Source organism: Streptomyces sp. NPDC031225 (genome assembly GCF_055570355.1).
The window spans coordinates 144,601-160,349 of record NZ_JBVIHJ010000006.1 but is presented as its reverse complement, the minus strand read 5'-3'; the positions used below and the strand labels follow the sequence as shown (position 1 = coordinate 160,349).

At 69.0% G+C, this 15,749-nt stretch carries 16 protein-coding genes; 10 read left to right on the top strand and 6 right to left on the bottom strand.

Annotated elements, in window-relative coordinates:
* Positions 1–819 (bottom strand): zf-HC2 domain-containing protein, encoded by an 819-nt coding sequence (locus ACZ48Z_RS12485; RefSeq protein ID WP_468735789.1) that lies wholly within the window; start codon positions 817–819, stop codon positions 1–3.
* Positions 816–1,319, bottom strand: coding sequence for an RNA polymerase sigma factor (locus ACZ48Z_RS12480; protein ID WP_468735996.1), 504 nt, complete (start codon positions 1,317–1,319; stop codon positions 816–818). The genes ACZ48Z_RS12485 and ACZ48Z_RS12480 overlap by 4 nt, the downstream gene beginning before the upstream one ends.
* Before the next feature lie 493 nt (positions 1,320–1,812).
* On the opposite strand from ACZ48Z_RS12480, the gene ACZ48Z_RS12475 reads away from it, so the two are divergent.
* From ACZ48Z_RS12475 to ACZ48Z_RS12450, 6 genes are all read left to right on the top strand, one after another.
* Positions 1,813–2,589: a polysaccharide deacetylase family protein gene (locus ACZ48Z_RS12475; protein ID WP_468735788.1), complete on the top strand. Its 777-nt coding sequence runs from the start codon at positions 1,813–1,815 to the stop codon at positions 2,587–2,589.
* A 322-nt stretch (positions 2,590–2,911) separates the two neighbouring features.
* A complete protein-coding gene (locus tag ACZ48Z_RS12470; RefSeq protein ID WP_468735787.1) occupies positions 2,912–3,727 on the top strand; it encodes a hypothetical protein in 816 nt (271 codons plus the stop codon).
* Positions 3,728–3,771: 44 nt separating this feature from the next.
* Positions 3,772–4,380: an ABC transporter ATP-binding protein gene (locus ACZ48Z_RS12465; protein WP_468735786.1), complete on the top strand. Its 609-nt coding sequence runs from the start codon at positions 3,772–3,774 to the stop codon at positions 4,378–4,380.
* A complete protein-coding gene (locus ACZ48Z_RS12460; protein ID WP_468735785.1) occupies positions 4,377–5,243 on the top strand; it encodes an ABC transporter permease in 867 nt (288 codons plus the stop codon). The genes ACZ48Z_RS12465 and ACZ48Z_RS12460 overlap by 4 nt, the downstream gene beginning before the upstream one ends.
* 16 nt (positions 5,244–5,259) lie before the next feature.
* Positions 5,260–7,065 (top strand): polyprenyl diphosphate synthase, encoded by a 1,806-nt coding sequence (uppS, locus tag ACZ48Z_RS12455; RefSeq protein WP_468735784.1) that lies wholly within the window; start codon positions 5,260–5,262, stop codon positions 7,063–7,065.
* The gene (locus ACZ48Z_RS12450) at positions 7,005–7,487 is read left to right on the top strand and encodes an MmyB family transcriptional regulator (protein WP_468735783.1); all 483 of its coding nucleotides are present in this window, start codon (positions 7,005–7,007) and stop codon (positions 7,485–7,487) included. Before uppS ends, ACZ48Z_RS12450 begins: the two co-directional genes overlap by 61 nt.
* Before the next feature lie 466 nt (positions 7,488–7,953).
* On the opposite strand, the gene ACZ48Z_RS12445 is transcribed toward ACZ48Z_RS12450, so the two are convergent.
* Together ACZ48Z_RS12445 and ACZ48Z_RS12440 are read right to left on the bottom strand one after the other, a co-directional pair.
* Positions 7,954–8,250 (bottom strand): hypothetical protein, encoded by a 297-nt coding sequence (locus ACZ48Z_RS12445; RefSeq protein ID WP_468735782.1) that lies wholly within the window; start codon positions 8,248–8,250, stop codon positions 7,954–7,956.
* 242 nt (positions 8,251–8,492) lie between these two features.
* Complete coding sequence (locus tag ACZ48Z_RS12440) at positions 8,493–9,101, bottom strand: hypothetical protein (RefSeq protein WP_468735781.1); 609 nt, start codon at positions 9,099–9,101, stop codon at positions 8,493–8,495.
* Between the two features lie 90 nt (positions 9,102–9,191).
* On the opposite strand from ACZ48Z_RS12440, the gene ACZ48Z_RS12435 reads away from it, so the two are divergent.
* Complete coding sequence (locus tag ACZ48Z_RS12435) at positions 9,192–10,043, top strand: hypothetical protein (RefSeq protein ID WP_468735780.1); 852 nt, start codon at positions 9,192–9,194, stop codon at positions 10,041–10,043.
* Positions 10,044–10,603: 560 nt separating this feature from the next.
* Here ACZ48Z_RS12435 and ACZ48Z_RS12430 read toward each other — a convergent pair.
* Positions 10,604–10,996 carry a peptidase inhibitor family I36 protein gene (locus tag ACZ48Z_RS12430; protein ID WP_468735779.1) on the bottom strand — a complete coding sequence of 131 codons (393 nt, stop codon included), beginning with the start codon at positions 10,994–10,996 and terminating at the stop codon, positions 10,604–10,606.
* 263 nt (positions 10,997–11,259) lie between these two features.
* Between ACZ48Z_RS12430 and ACZ48Z_RS12425 the strand changes: the two genes are divergently transcribed.
* The 3 genes from ACZ48Z_RS12425 to ACZ48Z_RS12415 all read left to right on the top strand — a co-directional run bounded on the left by ACZ48Z_RS12425 (position 11,260) and on the right by ACZ48Z_RS12415 (position 15,079).
* On the top strand, positions 11,260–11,388 hold the full coding sequence (locus ACZ48Z_RS12425) for a hypothetical protein (RefSeq protein ID WP_468735778.1): 129 nt from the start codon (positions 11,260–11,262) through the stop codon (positions 11,386–11,388).
* Positions 11,389–11,752: 364 nt separating this feature from the next.
* Positions 11,753–11,944, top strand: coding sequence for a hypothetical protein (locus ACZ48Z_RS12420; RefSeq protein ID WP_468735777.1), 192 nt, complete (start codon positions 11,753–11,755; stop codon positions 11,942–11,944).
* Between the two features lie 204 nt (positions 11,945–12,148).
* Positions 12,149–15,079 (top strand): AfsR/SARP family transcriptional regulator, encoded by a 2,931-nt coding sequence (locus ACZ48Z_RS12415; RefSeq protein ID WP_468735776.1) that lies wholly within the window; start codon positions 12,149–12,151, stop codon positions 15,077–15,079.
* 26 nt (positions 15,080–15,105) lie between these two features.
* On the opposite strand, the gene ACZ48Z_RS12410 is transcribed toward ACZ48Z_RS12415, so the two are convergent.
* The gene (locus ACZ48Z_RS12410) at positions 15,106–15,696 is read right to left on the bottom strand and encodes a sigma-70 family RNA polymerase sigma factor (RefSeq protein ID WP_468735775.1); all 591 of its coding nucleotides are present in this window, start codon (positions 15,694–15,696) and stop codon (positions 15,106–15,108) included.
* Positions 15,697–15,749: the final 53 nt, after the last annotated feature.

The following is a 15,749-nucleotide window of genomic DNA, read 5'->3' as shown; positions in this document are numbered from 1 at the left end:
TCATCGATGAGCTCCCAGCACGGTGTACGCGCCTCGGCGGGCGATCACGACACCGATACCGAGCGCGAGGATCAGCCCCCACGCAGGCAGGCCGCCGGTCTGAAGGGCGAAGGTCGTACGGTGGGTGGCGATGGTCGGTGCCACGACCACACCGGCCCACACAGCGGCCAGTCCGACGGCTGCGCGGGTCACACCGACGACACCGCCGAGCGCCAGGGTCGTAGAGGTGAAGGCCAGACAGGGCAGCAGCCACTGGGCCACCATCACTCCCGTCGCCCATCCGCCCACCAGCAGTACGGGGACGACCACGGCAAGCACGGACGCGGTGCGCCGCAGCACCAGATAGAGCCCGGCCCTGGGCACCGAGGCTGTCAGCTCGTACGCCGGGTCCAGACCTCGCGACCAGGATGCCGCGACGCCGAGTACGGGCAGGACCGGCGCGAGCAGGAGCACCAATGACACCTCGCCGGATCCGGTGTCGGCCAGTTCGAGCAGCGGGGCCAGCAGCGCCATGCCCACGACCATGGCCAGCCACGGCACCATCGTGGGCGTCATCCACCTCGACAGGCGTGCCGACCAGCGCCGTCGTTGCGGCATCGTGGCAGTGACCGCGAGTTGGGGTTCGAGGTCCGACCAGACGGTGTCGACCAGCGACGCCACGGCGGGCGCCCCGGCACCGACAGCTGCAGACAACTGGTCACGGCACAGCCGGCACATCCCCAGATGCGCCTCCACAGCCCACACTTCGTCGGCGGAAAGGTCCGCGCCGCCGCGCACGTATCCCTCGATGATCCGCTTCGATGCGTGTTCGGTACTCACGCCAGCGTCCTCCGCATCTCCGTACGGGCCCGGCGGGCACGGGTCTTGACCGTGCCCTCGGGCAGCCCGAGCAGGACCGCGGTCTCCCGGACCGACAGCCCGTCCAGCACCATCGCCTGCAGCACCTGTCTCAGCTCCGGCGCGAGGCGCCGCAGCGCGTCCCCCACCTCACCGCCGACGGTCTCCGCGAGCGCCAACTCCTCGGCGGCGGGCGCCACGTCGGGCGGAGCGGCGGCCGGCGGCGGCTCCGCGTGGTGAGCCCTGCGCCGGAACGCGTCGATGAGGCGGCGAGCCGCGATCGTCCACAGCCAGCCGGTGGCCGTCCCTCCGACCGCGGCCCCGGCGAAAGCACCTGCCGCGCGCCACACCGCCAGGTAGGTCTCCTGCATGACCTCCGCGACGATCTGCTCGTCCACACACCGACGGCGCAGCCGCACCGCCATCCACGGCGCCGTACGCCGGTACAGCTCCTCGAACGCGGCACGGTCGCTCTTTGCCACCAGCCGGACGAGACGCTCCTCGTCCACCTCGTGCAGCGCTGCTTTGACTGATCTCACACCTGCTAGACGCCCGGCCCGGACGACAGGTTTTCCCATCGTCGTGATCCACGTCACACAGCAAGCAGCCTCACTGCCGAGAGCCTTCGGGTGTGCGTTCCACGGCCACGAGCGCACCCCGCCAGGTCGGTCTCCCTGCGATCCCACCACTGGCTCCCTCGCCCCGCAGACGTCAACGGCCGGGCCGGGAACCTGGAGATGTGCCTCGGGCCGGTCCACTTCGACCACGGGTGATCCGGCCCGGCGCGCAATTGCCGGGCCATTCGGCTCCGTAGGAGCCTGCGCGCTCCACGCGTACTGCGGCCGAGCATGTCGAGGGGCGCGGATCACAGCCGAGGTCGCGCCGCAGCTCGCTTGAGAGCGATGCACGCACGTGTCCTGCCTCACTGTCGAGGCCGCTGGGCAACCCTTCCGGTGCGGAAATCTTCTCCTTGACGTGAAGATCCTGCAGAGGCGGCCTGGCCTGCTCATACTCCTGACCCTGGTTGCGGTGGCGGCTGTGACGGTGACCGTCGCCATGGCCATCCAGGCGCACAAGATGGAGACGCTCTCCCCGCGCGAGGAACGTGACCGGGTCGCCTCTGGAGCAGGTGTCCCGTCGGGACAGGTGGACTGCCGGAAGGCCAGGTGCATCGCGCTCACCTTCGACGGCAACCCGGGCGAACCCACCGACCGGCTGATGGACCTCCTGAAGGAGTACAAGGCCCCGTCGACGTTCTTCCTCGAGGGCCGACGAATCCACAGGTTCCCGGATGTGGTGCGGCGGATCGCCAGGGAGGGCCACGAGATCGGGGACCACACCTGGACGCACGCGGTGCTGACCGATGTGTCTGACGCGCAGATCCGCGACGAGCTGCGCCGCACGGCACGGGCCATCTCCGGCATCACCGGCAGTGAGCCCACGCTGATGCGCCCGCCCCAGGGCCGCACCGACGGCCGCGTCTCCAAGGTCGCGAAAGAAGTGGGGATGGCGCAGGTGCTGTGGACGGTGACAGCGAAGGACTACGAGACGGACGACACGCCGCTGATCACCGAGCGCGTGCTCGACGGCGCAGGCCGCGACGGGATCATCCTGCTCCACCCGCTGCACAAGGGCACCGTGCCGGCCATGCCTTCCATCCTGAAGACGCTCAGGAACCAGGGCTACACCTTTGTGACCGTCTCCCAGCTGCTCACTCCAGCCAAGGCCAAGCCCGGCAAGATCTACAGGTGACGGACTGACATGCGAAGCGTCCGCCTGATGGGCCCCTCGCCACCACGGCATCGGCGGCCATCGCTACTTTCGAGGCGGTGGCCTACGTCGCCGGACACTTCGTACGCTTCCGCCAGATCACCGAGGCGTAATACGAGGAGCGGTTGGAGGGCGCCGGTGACATGCAGGGCGCCGCGAACGACTTCCGCCGCGGCCGACTCCCGCCCCTGAGGGACCAATGGCCGGGGAGGGGGTGGGGACGGGCAAGGAGCACATGGAGGGGGAGGGTGTGCAGCTGACCATCGACACCCAGAGGGACACGTAGGGGCAGGCGATCGCGGCCGTGCAGGGCACCTACGGCCTCAACCCCGCCGTCGTCACCAACAGTTGGCCGGACCCACCCGCGCGCGAGCCCCGGCCGGGCCCGGAGACCCTCGGTGGCGAGTCTCGGGGAGGGCTGGACGGAGCAGCTGCTGTTCGACACCGTCGCCGCGGTCATGCCCGGCGCCCGCGCCGTACTGCGCCGACTCGTGGAAGTGGGTGGTACCGCACCTACGACGACGTCCAGGCCCACTTCGCCGACCACCCCGAGACACCGATCGAGCCGAAGAAGATCGGCGGGACGCTCACCAGCGTCCGCGCGGTCCGGAGCCGGATCCGCCTCGACAACCGCCCCCAGCTGCTGGAGCGCGACGAGAGCGTACGCCTCTACTGGAATACGCCCGCCCTCGTCGAAGGCGTGAAGCCCGCCCTCGTCGAAGATCTGAAGCGGGCCTCCGACCTCACCGAGATCCGTTCCGACCCGCTTCGGCAGGACACGGCCGACACCTCACAGCGTCCCCGGGCGGGGTACGGCCACAAGCCTGAGCAACTCGCAGCAGGCGCTGCCTGGACAACCGTTCTGGCCGCCGCCATCCCGATGGCCACCGGGGCCGGCCTGTCGGTGCAGCAGGCGCTCAACGGGCGCATCGTCCGAGTTGCCGGCCCATGGGCCGCGACCATGAACAACATGGTCGCGGCTGGTCACACTCAGCGTGGTCTTCGCCGTCAACTGCTGGTTGCGGGGGGCGGTGTAGTTCAGCGACATCCCCTGCGTGATCTTGGGGTGCGGCTACGCGGAGACGTGAGGCTCGTGTCTGTTCCACCCCTTGATCGTTAGGCCGTTCGGGCGCGGTCGTGTCGTGTCGACAGGAGGAAGCTGGCATGGAGGTTGAAAGCGTCTATCACGCCTACCGTCGGCGTGTGGTCTTGCGCGGTGTTGACCTGCGGCTCCGGGCCGGGACGCTGTGCGGGATTGTCGGGGAGAACGGCGCCGGCAAGTCCACACTTCTCAAAGTCCTGTCCGGCGAGTTGCGGCCCACTCGCGGCTCGGTCCGGCACAGGGGTCGGTTCGGCTACTGCCCGCAGCATGTGGTCCTCAACGACGCTCTGACCGTCCGGCAGCATCTGACGTTCTTCCAGAGGGCCTACCGGCTCACCGATGTGCGGTACGCCGAAGAGATCATGGACGTGCTGGGCTTCACCGGATATGCCGACGAGCGGGCCGGGGTTCTCAGCGGCGGCACGCGGCAGAAGCTGAACGTCACGCTGGCGCTCATGCACGATCCGCAGGTCCTGTTGCTGGACGAGCCGTACCAGGGCTTCGACTGGGACACCTACCAGCGGTTCTGGGATCTGGCTGCGAAGCTGCGGGACGCGGGACGCTCGGTCCTGGTCGTGTCCCACCTCGCGTACGACACAGAGCGCCTGGACGAACTGTGGCGCCTGGACAACGGAATGCTGCGCGCGGACAAGTCGGGGGCCGCCGCGTGAGGTTTCACCTGACCCGTTTCGCTGTCGCCACCCGGTTCACGCTCCTCGAACACGGCCGCAACCGATTCGCCATGATTCTGGTGATCCTTTTCGTCCCGGTCTGGACCTCCCTGGCGTACCTGGCGATGCCTGACACCCCGGCCCGGATGCGGCTTCGCGCAACCGGGGAAGCATTGGCCCCGCACGGCAATGAACTGACCGCGATCAGCGGAGCGCTCAACGCCGTCACCCTGATCACCGGGTTCATGATGTTCGCCGCCACCTTCTCCGGCAGCGGCTTCGACCGCCGCCTGGCGATGGCCGGCTACCCCCGCGCCCACCTCGTCCTGGCGAAAGTCACCGCTCTGGCTCTGGTCTCGGCGGCGGTGGCCGCTTATGCCACCGCGGTCATCTGCCTGGCCTGGACCCCCCGCCAGCCTTTCCTCCTTGCCGCCTCCCTGTTCTGCGCCGGACTCACTTACGGCGCTCTGGGAGTCGTCTTCGGGTCCCTGCTGCGCCGGGAGGTCGAGGGGATGTTCGCCATCGTGATGACCAGCATCATCGATCTCGCGCTGCAGAACCCCATCACGAGTTCCGGGGCTGACAACCCGTTCATGCGCTACCTGCCCTCGTACGGGGCCATGCAGGGCAGTACGGCGGCCGGATTCTCCACCAACCCGGTCCCCGGCCATCTGGCCCTCCAGCTCACCTGGTTCGGGCTGACCGCCCTGGTCGCCCTGCTGGGCTTCCGCCACAGCACCCGCAACTGCCTGCCGACCGCCCCCACTCCGCCGCCCGGGCCGGGAAACAGCAAGGGCGACATCCCCGCACCCCGCCAAACCGCCGGCCCATCGGCCACGGCGTCCAACACGGAAACACACTGAGGTCCCCGCTCCCGACATGCGCACCACCACGCACTCCACTACGGCAGACCTCGACGCCGCTCCGTCGGCACAACGAGGGCGCCCCACCCACCGCCCGCCCACCGGCAAGGATCCGTCTCTGCAGGCGGCGTACCGGCTGTGCCGACGCACCGCGCGACAGCACGATCCCGGAATCTACGTCCTCATCCAGCTGATGCCTGCCGTGCTGCGCCCGGCCGGGTGGGCCCTGTGGGCGGCAGCGAGCGTCCTGGACGACTTGGCCGACCAGCGGGATGCGGAGGCGGCCGAACGCGCGGCCCGTGTCGACGCGTGGACCCAAGCCCTGCAGTGCGACCTGGCGGCCGGCACGAGCGGGAATCCGGTCCGGCACGCCCTGGTGGACACCGCCCTGCGATGGCGCTTGGACCTGTCCGGCCTGCGAGGTGCCATGAACAGCACACGCGATGACACCCGCGGCCGGCACTTCGCCGACTGGGCCGCGTGGCGGTCCTGGTGCGGCGAGGCAGTCGTGCCCTGGGTCGACCAGGTACGGCACCTGTTCGAACGGGCCGGAGTGCCGATGACACTCCGGCTGGACCGGCAGCAGGACTACCAGCGGTTCATCGACGGCGCCCAACTCACCGACGTCCTCACCGACCTGAGCGCCGACCTCGCACAGGGCGACCTGCTGCTGCCGCAGGAGGCCCTGGACGCCTTCCCCGGCGCCGAGGACGCCCTGCGGCAAGGGAGCTGGACCCCGGCCACGGCGGCTTTGATCCGGGACCTGACGGCTCTGGCCCGTCAATGGGTCACCAGGCCCGCAATGACCACGGGTATGCACCCGGGCGCCGCCACCGTGCTCGACACGGCCACCTGCCTCATGCGAGCCCAGCTCGATTCCGTCGACGCGGCCGGCCACGCCCTGCTCAAGCGCGCCCCGCGCCCCTCTCTCGCGGCCCGCACCCGCATCCTCACCCCCGCCCGCATCCGCTCGAAACTGGCCTGGAGCCTGACGCCCCTGGCCGTGCCCGGACCTCGACGACCAGCAATGACCGTGAGCGGTCCAAACCCTGAAGCCGAAAGCACCATCCTGCGGCCCCCGCCACCGCACCCCGCCGGTGCCCGGCCCCCGCAGATCGCGGCCGACCGGATGCCTGCCCATGTGGCGGTCATCATGGACGGCAACGGCCGCTGGGCCGAGCAGCACGGCCTGCCCCGCCTGGAAGGCCACCGCGCCGGCACCGCCGCCGCCCGCGAGATGGTCAACGGCGCCCTGGAGATCGGCCTGCGCCACCTGACCCTCTACGCGTTCTCCACCGAGAACTGGAAACGCGACACCGAGGAGACCACCACAATCCTGGAAGCGATCCGGCGCGACCTCGACGGGGGACCCATCCGTGACCTTGACGTACGCCAGCGCTGGTTGGGCCGCCCCGACAAACTGCCCGAGGAACTCGTCCAGGCTCTCCTGCGCGAGGAGCGCCGCACCCGCAACCGCACCGGCCTCACCCTCACCGTCTGCATCAACTACGGCGGCCGCGACGAGATCACACGGACAGCCGCAGCTCTTGCCCGGGCAGCCCAGGCAGGGGACATCGACCCCCAACTCATCGCTGAAGACGACTTCTCCCGCCACCTGCCCCACCCCGACATGCCGGACGTCGACCTGCTGTGGCGCACCGGCAACGAACAGCGCACCTCCAACTTTCTCCCCTGGCACACCACATATGCCGAGTTGTACTTCACCCCCGACTACTGGCCCGACGTCGACCGGCGTGATCTGTGGCAGGCCATCACGGAATACAGCCGACGCCAGCGACGCCACGGCGGCGCCGCGCAGTAAGGCGCGCGGGTCGAGCGGTTCCTGGACATCCCGCACGCCACCTTCCACCAGCCCGACTGCGCCTGCTGACCGGGCGCCGTCCCGACGACGCCAAGCTGGCAGCGCTGGTCGGTGAACTGGCCATCCGCAGCGAGCCGTTCCGGCAGCTGTGGGCGACCGGCGACGTACGGGAGAAGCGGCTGGGCGTCATCCGTATCGTGCACCCGGTCGTCGGCACGCTCGAGTTCGACTACCACGTGCTGACCGTGCCTGCCCGCCCCGATCCTTCCCTGCTGACCTACCTGCCGCAGCCTGGCTCACCGACGGCTGAGGCCCTGGGGATGATACTGAGCTGGGTTGCCGACCAAACCGACCCGGTCGGTCAGGTTGCCTCCGCGGCAGCACCGAACTCCGACGGAGACACGGGTCCGGCAACTCCCTGAGCGTCGATCGGGCCTGGTTCGATGTGGCCCTGTGAGGTCAGGCCACGAGGGAAAGGGCCAAGTACCGCCCACAAGGGTTGTAGCGGTGCTGGACGATGTCGCCCTCGGCCGTCGCGCACCGCGGGTCATGACTTTTCAGAGCGTCCGGGTCGTACAGCCTGCGCAGGAGGCGACCTCCTCCAGGCTGCCCGACCGGTCGTCGCCCCGGTGCTGCGCAGCGCGTCGAACAGTTGCCGGGTGACCTCAGTGATGGCTGCCCCGCATCCCCGTGGGGGTGCCGCTGCCGCGGAGGGGGCCCACGACGATGTCGGCGGAAACGGTACCCCGCAGTGAGGTCCGCGTCTTGTTCTCGGCGCGGGCACGTCACGGGAGAAGAGGTTCAGATCGAAGGAGACGTCGTCGAGGGCCCGCACGCCGTGGACTGCAGCTTGCCAACCAGCTTGCGCAGCGGGCCCCGTCGTTCGGATCAGGGCGTGGGATGGCGGCGGGCGCGGAACCAGTGGACACCCTTCATGGCGTAGACAGCGGTCAGGAGTGGGAAACCCGCGAGGCCGAGCCAGAACCAGGATTCCCCCACCATGAAACCCAGCAGGCTGCCGCCGAAGAGCAGCAGGGAGCCTACGACCTCCAGCAGGTCAAGTCGCGCCTTGAAACTCGGCGCGGAGTTGGCTTCCCGCAGTCGATGGATGACGGGGAAGAGACCGAGGACCTGCCATAAGAACAGAATGAGAAAGATCCAGACGAACCAGCCGGGTATGCCCACGGTGCGCACTCTATCGACCGCCTGGAACCCTCCGGGTGAAGATCCAAAACAGCGCGCACGCGCAGCGCCGGCGTCTGTCCGGATGTTCCGATCTCCGCGGAGCGGCCCTGGTCGAGGCTGATGCGGGGCAGCGGCTGCCATCGCCACACGCCGCAACCCCGAGCGCGTCAGGCGGCCCGCGCCCCACGATCCGCCGTCGAGGTCCACGCTTCGGGAGTCGGCCGGGATCACCCACGGCGTGTCTATGTCCTCGCCCGGGCGGGGAAAGCCGATGGCCGCGAGCGGGCCTGAGCCCGGCGCGTGCCGCCCGGCGTCGACGATCGCCTGCCAGACGGGCGCGGCGACTGCGGCCGCAGGGCGACCAGGTGCAGCATCCAGCCCAGCTCGCCGTCCCGCTCGTGATGCAGGTCCTGCAGAGCGGCCGAGCCATGAGCCCATGCCTCGGCGGCCGGTTGCCCCAGCCCAGCTTCGGCCAGCTGCTCGTAAGCTGCACGCATCTCCCGCTCGCGGTCGGGCAGTCCCTGCCCGACTCGCAGCCCGCCCGTTCCGGCTGCGGACATGGCCCGGTGCACGAGCGTGGTGAGGGCCTGGGCGGGGGGCATGCCCGAGGCTCGGACACCGGCGGAGAGCAACTGCTGGATCTCGGTCCGCGGCAGCCAGTGGGTGCTGTCGCCGTCCCGCATCGGTACGGCGGCCGTGTCCGTGCGCAGAGATCCGGACCTGCCCGCCGGCGCCGGTACGACGAAGAGCGTGTCCACGCCGCCCCAGCCGCGCGGCGCCGGTACCGCATCCTGGCCCTGCTCCAGGAAGACCCCACGCGTCTGTTCCAGCCCCGCGACATCGCCGCCCACTTCGGTGATGTCATTCTGGAGACCATGTACAGACCGGGCCTTGCGGGCAGCCCTCTTATGTATTCCTCGACGGATGCCTACATTTGGCCCATGGCTGCTCGAAGCGCGGACTCGCTGGCGGGAGTCGCGTCGGTGACGCCTGGGGGCGACCGGCTGGTGTTCGTGCCGAGTCGAGTCCGGGAGTTCGGTGTCACACTCGGCGCAAGCGTCATGGTCCCGGTGTGGATCGCGACCCCCCTCTTGCTGCCGCTACTGGTGATCGCAGTGGTCACGGAGTCCGGTCTGCTCTGGGCCATCATCTGGATTGGTCTCGGTGTGACAGTCCTGGCCGTGATCGGGCTCGTCGTGGCCTTGCTGTTCACGGTGTCGGCCACGATGGTGCGATGGATCGAGTTCCGCCAGCGAGGGGTTGCGAAGGACCTCGTGATCGCTCACTGCCTGCGCTCGTCGACCGTTGCTGCGGCTGATCTGCAACGCGTCGTCGTAGTCGAGGGGCTCAGGCTGGGCCAACGGAAGTCGTTCAAAGTGGTGTTGCACACGCGTGATGGGACGGTGGAGTGCGCACCGGGGTTTCAAGCGCCGATGTCGCAGGTCGGCGTAGAGGGCCTGCTCGCCTGGTTGACCAGCCAACTCGGTTCGACTGGTGTAGCGGTGGAGTACCGGGCACAGGTTGACCGGAGCTTCGCATGCCCGGGGGAGTGGTGGACCCGATCACAGCTGGCTGCCCTGTGGCATGTGCCCGTCGGAGCGGTCGACGAGCTGGTTGTCCGTCACGGCGTCCGCAGCCACCGGTACACGCCCCGAACCTCCGCGATGTACTCCCCGGACAAGACGGTGACGGTCTACGACCCGGCTCGGGCATACGAAATCGCGGAGGAAGTCCGTGAGGATCACACCGCGGACACGGAGGCGGGCGGCAGGCAGGCGGATCCGTGCCCGTAACCGGGCGAAGGTGACGTGGCATCAGGTGGTGTCGTGTCCTTCGTCCGGACAACGGATAGCGTGGGTTGGGGAGACCGGGTGTTACTGGTCGACGACTGGATTGCGTCGGGCAGCCAGGCGTCGGCCGTACGGTCGACGATCGAAGGGCGAGGAGTGTGGCGGCCAATCGGCCGGCTGGTCCGTCGTGGTCGACCGGATGGACCCGGCCCGGCGGGCGGATCTGGGTGTCGCAGCATCGTCGCCGCTGCGAAACCTTGGGTGCGACGGGCGTAGGAGAAGACGGAGCAACGAGCACGGCAACCCTGCGGATCTTGAAGCTCAGAGAACGCAATGATCGGCAGGTGCCGTGTTCGTCCCGCTCCGGCCCTGTGCTCACGCCCTGCATGGTCAAACCGGGGCGAACATGGCTGTCCCCGGGGTGATCTCGATGACTTCGGCATGCACTGGTCGCGCGACGGACCACTCAGCCCCGATCCACCGGCTTGATTCCGGAGTGATCGTTTCGGAGGGTTCGGGGCGTTGCTGAGGGACGGGTCGGTGGTGGGTGCAAGGTCACCCGATCAGACCAGGTCACTCCATATGGTCCGTCGAAATGAGGTGATCTTGTCGTTCCAGGCCGATCCGACGTTACTGTACTGAGTGCGAGGTCCACTCACGAGAACAGCTCCTCGGTAATTCGAGTCCACAAATAGACGATATTGTTCATTGGTGTTGTTGATGATGGACGTTGTTCGGTCGTTCATGAAGTCACCGACATTGGGGTTGTCGTAGCCTTGATGAACACCGATCCAGCGACCCGTGTAATTCGAGTTCTCGAAAATGCATATGTAGAAGTCGGGGCAGTCGGTGTTGGCGGCGCTCGCGGGGGGCGCGGCAACCAAACTGCCGCCCGCTATGGCGGCCAACACCGCTGCTGGCGCGGCCGCTCGCTGGATGAGTCGCTTGTAGGTCACAGGATCGTTCCTTTCCAGGGCAATCAACGGACTGTCGACCTCAGGGCAACGGATCAAGGCGCCCTGAGTGGCTGGCTGGAGAGACGGAGCGGAAGCTGAGTGAGTTGTCAAGAGGAAGCAATGAAATGGTAAAGAGATGTCATTCCGTACAGGCCTGACAGGTGGTGTGTGGCGTAGACCTCGTTGTTCCATGGTGGCAGTCGGTTGATCTTGCGTCCGTGATGTCGCGTTGATTGATCCGGACCGGGCGCGGGCCCGAGAACATGGCGACGCTGCGGAACCTCGCGATCAACATCCTTCGGGATGCCGGCTGTCGCAGCATCGCCGCAGGACTGCGGGAGGTCTCCGGCGCACCATTCACCCGCCCGCTGGACCTGCTCGGACTGTCCTGACCTGCGACGCGGCATGGCCAATCTGACTTTGAATCAGCCCTGGGTTGGCCGGCTCCGCCCTTCCCGCCACCGTCGTGTTCCTTGACGAGAGTGCGGGCATACCCCTTCAGTGTTTCGGCGTCCGGACCATCGTTCCTGTCCGATGCCTCGTTGGGCATCCCGTCCCCGCCACCGCCGCTGCCGTTCTGTACGGCGTAGGCAATGTTTGGGGGTGGCCATCCCGGCGATGACGGTGGTGGCGCCGGCGGCCGTCAGTCCGGTGCTGTCGCCCGGCCAACTGGCAGACCGGAACGACATGTTCAGCCATGTTGCCCACCTGTCGTGTGGCCAGTGATCGAACAGCGGCTGGGGCTTCGGGATGGCGATGCGCAACCATCGCGGCGACTATGCGCACGTCGGCCGGTTCGCCTGGTTCGGCGGTACCGGCACCACCGCATACGCAGACAAGACCCACCAGCTCACCGGAATTCTGCTCACCCAGGTCGGGCCGGCCACCCCCGATGCGCCGCGTGCCATGAACGACTTCTGGACCACGCTCTACCAGGCCATCGACTGACACGACCTTGACCGCTGCCTGGCGGGCGGTCCCGTGGGCGCCCTCACCGTGCCGTACGTGCACCGGATGCTCGGTGGCCTCCGCATGGGCGTCGCAGTGGTGGGACGTGCGCGGATTTCCGGAGTGTGTCGTCCGTGCGAACACGTGGCCGGAATCGCCTATTCGATCGGACGTTCGGCGTCTTGACCACTACTGTGCTGGACCGTGGAGGAAAACAGACCACACAGCTTCCGGTTCTCCCTGCTCGGCCCGCTGCGTGCCTGGCGGGGTCCCGCCGAACTGGCGCTCGGGTCCCCTCAGCAGCGTGCGGTGCTCGCGGTGCTGCTGCTCAGCCGGGGGCGGGCGGTCGGGGTGGCCGATCTCGTGGACGGGATCTGGGGCGCGCAGCCGCCTCCGGGCGCTGTCGCGATGGTGCGCACCTACGTTTCACGGCTCCGTAAGCTGTTCGAGCCCGAGCGGACGCCAGGGCGGCCGTCCGGGCTGCTGGTCTCCATCGGGGACGGATACGCCCTGCGGACCGACCGGATCTCCAGTGACCTGGCCGAGTTCGAGGAGGCGGTGACGCAGGCCGAGCGCCGTCGGGCCGACGGTGACACAAGCGGCGCGGTCCGGTTGCTGCGTACCGTGTCGGCCGCCGGGAGCGGTGCGGCACTGTCCGGTGTGCCCGGCCCGTACGCCGAGTCCGCGCGGACCGACCTGGCCGAACGGCGTCTGGGCGCCTTGGAGTTGAGGCTGTCCATGGAGCTGGAGCTGGGCCACCACGAGGCGGCGGTGCCGGAACTGCTGGCGCTGCGCGACGCGCACCCGCTGCGGGAGGCAGCGGTCGAGCTGCTGCTGACCGCCCTGTACAGGTGCGGCCGGCAGGCCGAGGCGCTGGAGGCCTACGCGAGCACGCGCCGCGTGCTGGTCGACGAACTGGGCATCGAACCGGGGCCGTCCTTACGTGCCGTACACGCACGGCTTCTCGCCGGAGACCTCACGCTCGCCCGGCCGATGCTCAACGGACCGGCCGCCGACACCCATGCCCCGCACAGCCCTGGTGCCGCGCCTCGTACGGAGCCGGACACCTCCTCTCCCGGCCGCCGGACCGGAGCCGTGAGCCCCTCCCAACTCCCCGCCGATCTGGCTTTGTTCACCGGTCGCCGCACCGAACTCGACTACCTCGCCACGCTGCTGCCCGAAGGAGACGGCCCGCCCGCCACCGCGGTCATCGGCGTCGTCGACGGAATGGCGGGGACCGGCAAGACCACCCTCGCCGTGCACTGGGCCCACCGGGTCGCCCATCGCTTCCCCGACGGCTGCCTGTACGTCAACCTTCGCGGCTACGACCCGCACGGCTCCCGGATGCTTCCGGACTCCGCGATCGAGATGTTCCTCGTGGCGCTCGGCGTGCCCCCGCAGGCCGTCCCGGACGAACTCGACGCGCAGGCCGCCTTCTACCGCAGCGTCCTCGCCGACCGTCGCGTCCTGATCGTGCTGGACAACGCCCGTGACGCCGACCAGGTACGGCCGCTGCTGCCCGGCACACCCGGCAGTCTGGTCATCGTCACCAGCCGCAACCGGCTCGGCGGTCTCGTCGCCGGGCACGGCGCCCATCCGCTCACCACGGGCCTGTTGAGCGCCGAGGAATCGTACGAGTTCCTGTCCCGCCGACTGGGCGCCCGCGTCGACGCCGAACCGGAGGCCGTCGCCGCGATCACCGAACTGTGCGCCCGGCTGCCGCTGGCCCTGGCCATCGTGGCGGCCCGCGCGGCCCACCATCCCGGCTTCCGGCTCGTCGACGTCGCGCAGGAACTCCGAAACCACCACGGCAGCCTCGACGCGTTCGTCGGCGACGACGCCGGCACCGACGCCCGTGCCGTGTTCTCCTGGTCGTACCAGGCCCTGTCGCCCGAGGCGGCCGGACTCTTCCGCCGTCTCGCCCTGCATCCGGGCCCGGACATCACCACCGTCGCGGCCACCGCGCTGACCGGCGCACCACCCCGTGGAGTCCGCGCCCTGCTGACCGAACTCACCAGGGCGAGCCTGCTCATCGAACACGCTCCGGGCCGGTTCGTCTTCCACGACCTGCTGCGCGCCTACTCCGCCGAACTCGGCGAGATCGAGGACAGCGAGAGTGTCCGGGGCGCGGCTCTGCTGCGGATGCACGACCACTTCCTGCGGACCGCTCACAACGCCTCCTCGGTCCTCGATCCGTTCCGCGAAACCATCGCCCTGCCGCCGGGCACAACGGGCAGCGAGCCCCTTCGGTTCAACGACCGGGGGGAGGCGACCGCCTGGCTGCGTACGGAGCGGTACGTCCTGAGCGCGATGGTCGAACACGCCGCCGCCCACGGCTACGACGAACACGCCTGGCGCATCGCCGCAGCCCTGGACGTCTACTTCAACCGGCTCGGGTTCTGGCACGACCTCCTGAAGATCAACGGCGTGGCGCTGGGAGCGGCACGGAAACTCGGCGATCCCGTCGGCCAGGCGTACTCCCTGTGCGGTCTGGGCGTGGCCCACTCACAGCTCAACCACGCCGAGCCCGCGTTGAGGTGCCTCGAAGGCGCCCTGGACCTGTTCCGTGCCGCCGGTGACCCGTTCGGTCAGGCCCGGGTCCATCGTGGCCTGGCCTACCTGGCCAATCGGACGGACCGGCGCACGGCCGCCCTCGACCACTACGCAGAGGCTCGCGCGCTGTTCCGGGCCGAGGGCGACCGCAACGGCGAAGCCGGTGTGCTCAACCAGGTCGCCTGGACGTACATCCTGATCGGCGACCACGCGAAAGCCCTCGACTGCTGTCGGCAGGGCTTGGCCCTCTACGACGAGATGGGCGACCCCTACGGAGCGGCCTCGACGCAGGACACCCTCGGCTACGCCTATCACCACCTCGGCCGGTACGCGGATGCCATCGAGCATTTCGAGCGGTCGGCGAGCCTGTTCGCCGTGATCGGCGACCGCTATCTCGAAGCCGACGTCCGGCGTCACCTCAGCGACGCCCGCCGTGCCACCGGTGACCTCGACGCGGCCGTCGAGGCGCTGCGGTCGGCCCTCGCGCTGCTGGAGGAGATGGGTCATCCGGACGCCGAGGAGGTGGGATCGATCCTGCGTGAACTGGACACCGACGTGCCGGAGGCACCGTCAGGCCGTTGACGCCTTCCTGAGCTTCGGCCTCCGGCTCAGCAAGCCACCTCCGTCTCCGCCCTTTCCTGCCACGTCTCCTCCACCACGACTCCGTGTTCCCGCAGGGCGAGGCGCAGGCTGCGCAGCGCGTAGTACACGCGGGACTTCACGGTGCCCCGCGGAATCCCCAGGTCTTCCGCGGCCTGCTGGGTGGTGCGGTCCGCGAAGAACGTCGCCTGCAGCACCTCACGGTGCGCGGGCGTGAGCATCTGCAGAGCCTTGTGCAACACCATGGACGACAGCATCCGTTCTATGTCGTCCACCTCGGAAGTCATGTCGCCCAACCAGTTGGTGCCGCTGATCTCCAACGGGCGCGCCATCCGGGTCCGGTGCGCGTCGATGACCAGGTTGCGGGCGACCCGGAACATCCAGGGACGGACGGCCATTCCCTCGGCGTCGGTCAGGTTCCCGTTGTTCCAGCAGCGCAGCAGCGTCTCCTGAAGGATGTCCTCCGCGCGGTGCGTGTCCCAGTCCAGCATGCGCAGCACGTACGAGTAGAGGGCCGGCCCGTGTTCCAGATAGAGGTCGCGCAGCGCCCGCTCCTCGGGCGAGACCGCGCTGGCCGATCCGATGGCCGTCACGTTCATGGAAGTGCTCCTGCTCCTCGGGTTGACCGCCCCGGCCGATTGCGGGCCGGGGT

Excerpts from the sequence above, each read along its gene's own strand:
- ACZ48Z_RS12420 (WP_468735777.1), top strand. The coding sequence starts at position 11,753 with ATGCGCAACCATCGCGGCGACTATGCGCACGTCGGCCGGTTCGCCTGG.
- ACZ48Z_RS12435 (WP_468735780.1), top strand. The coding sequence starts at position 9,192 with ATGGCTGCTCGAAGCGCGGACTCGCTGGCGGGAGTCGCGTCGGTGACG.
- ACZ48Z_RS12465 (WP_468735786.1), top strand. The coding sequence starts at position 3,772 with ATGGAGGTTGAAAGCGTCTATCACGCCTACCGTCGGCGTGTGGTCTTG.
- uppS (WP_468735784.1), top strand. The coding sequence starts at position 5,260 with ATGCGCACCACCACGCACTCCACTACGGCAGACCTCGACGCCGCTCCG.
- ACZ48Z_RS12410 (WP_468735775.1), bottom strand. The coding sequence starts at position 15,696 with ATGAACGTGACGGCCATCGGATCGGCCAGCGCGGTCTCGCCCGAGGAG.
- ACZ48Z_RS12425 (WP_468735778.1), top strand. The coding sequence starts at position 11,260 with ATGGCGACGCTGCGGAACCTCGCGATCAACATCCTTCGGGATGCCGGC.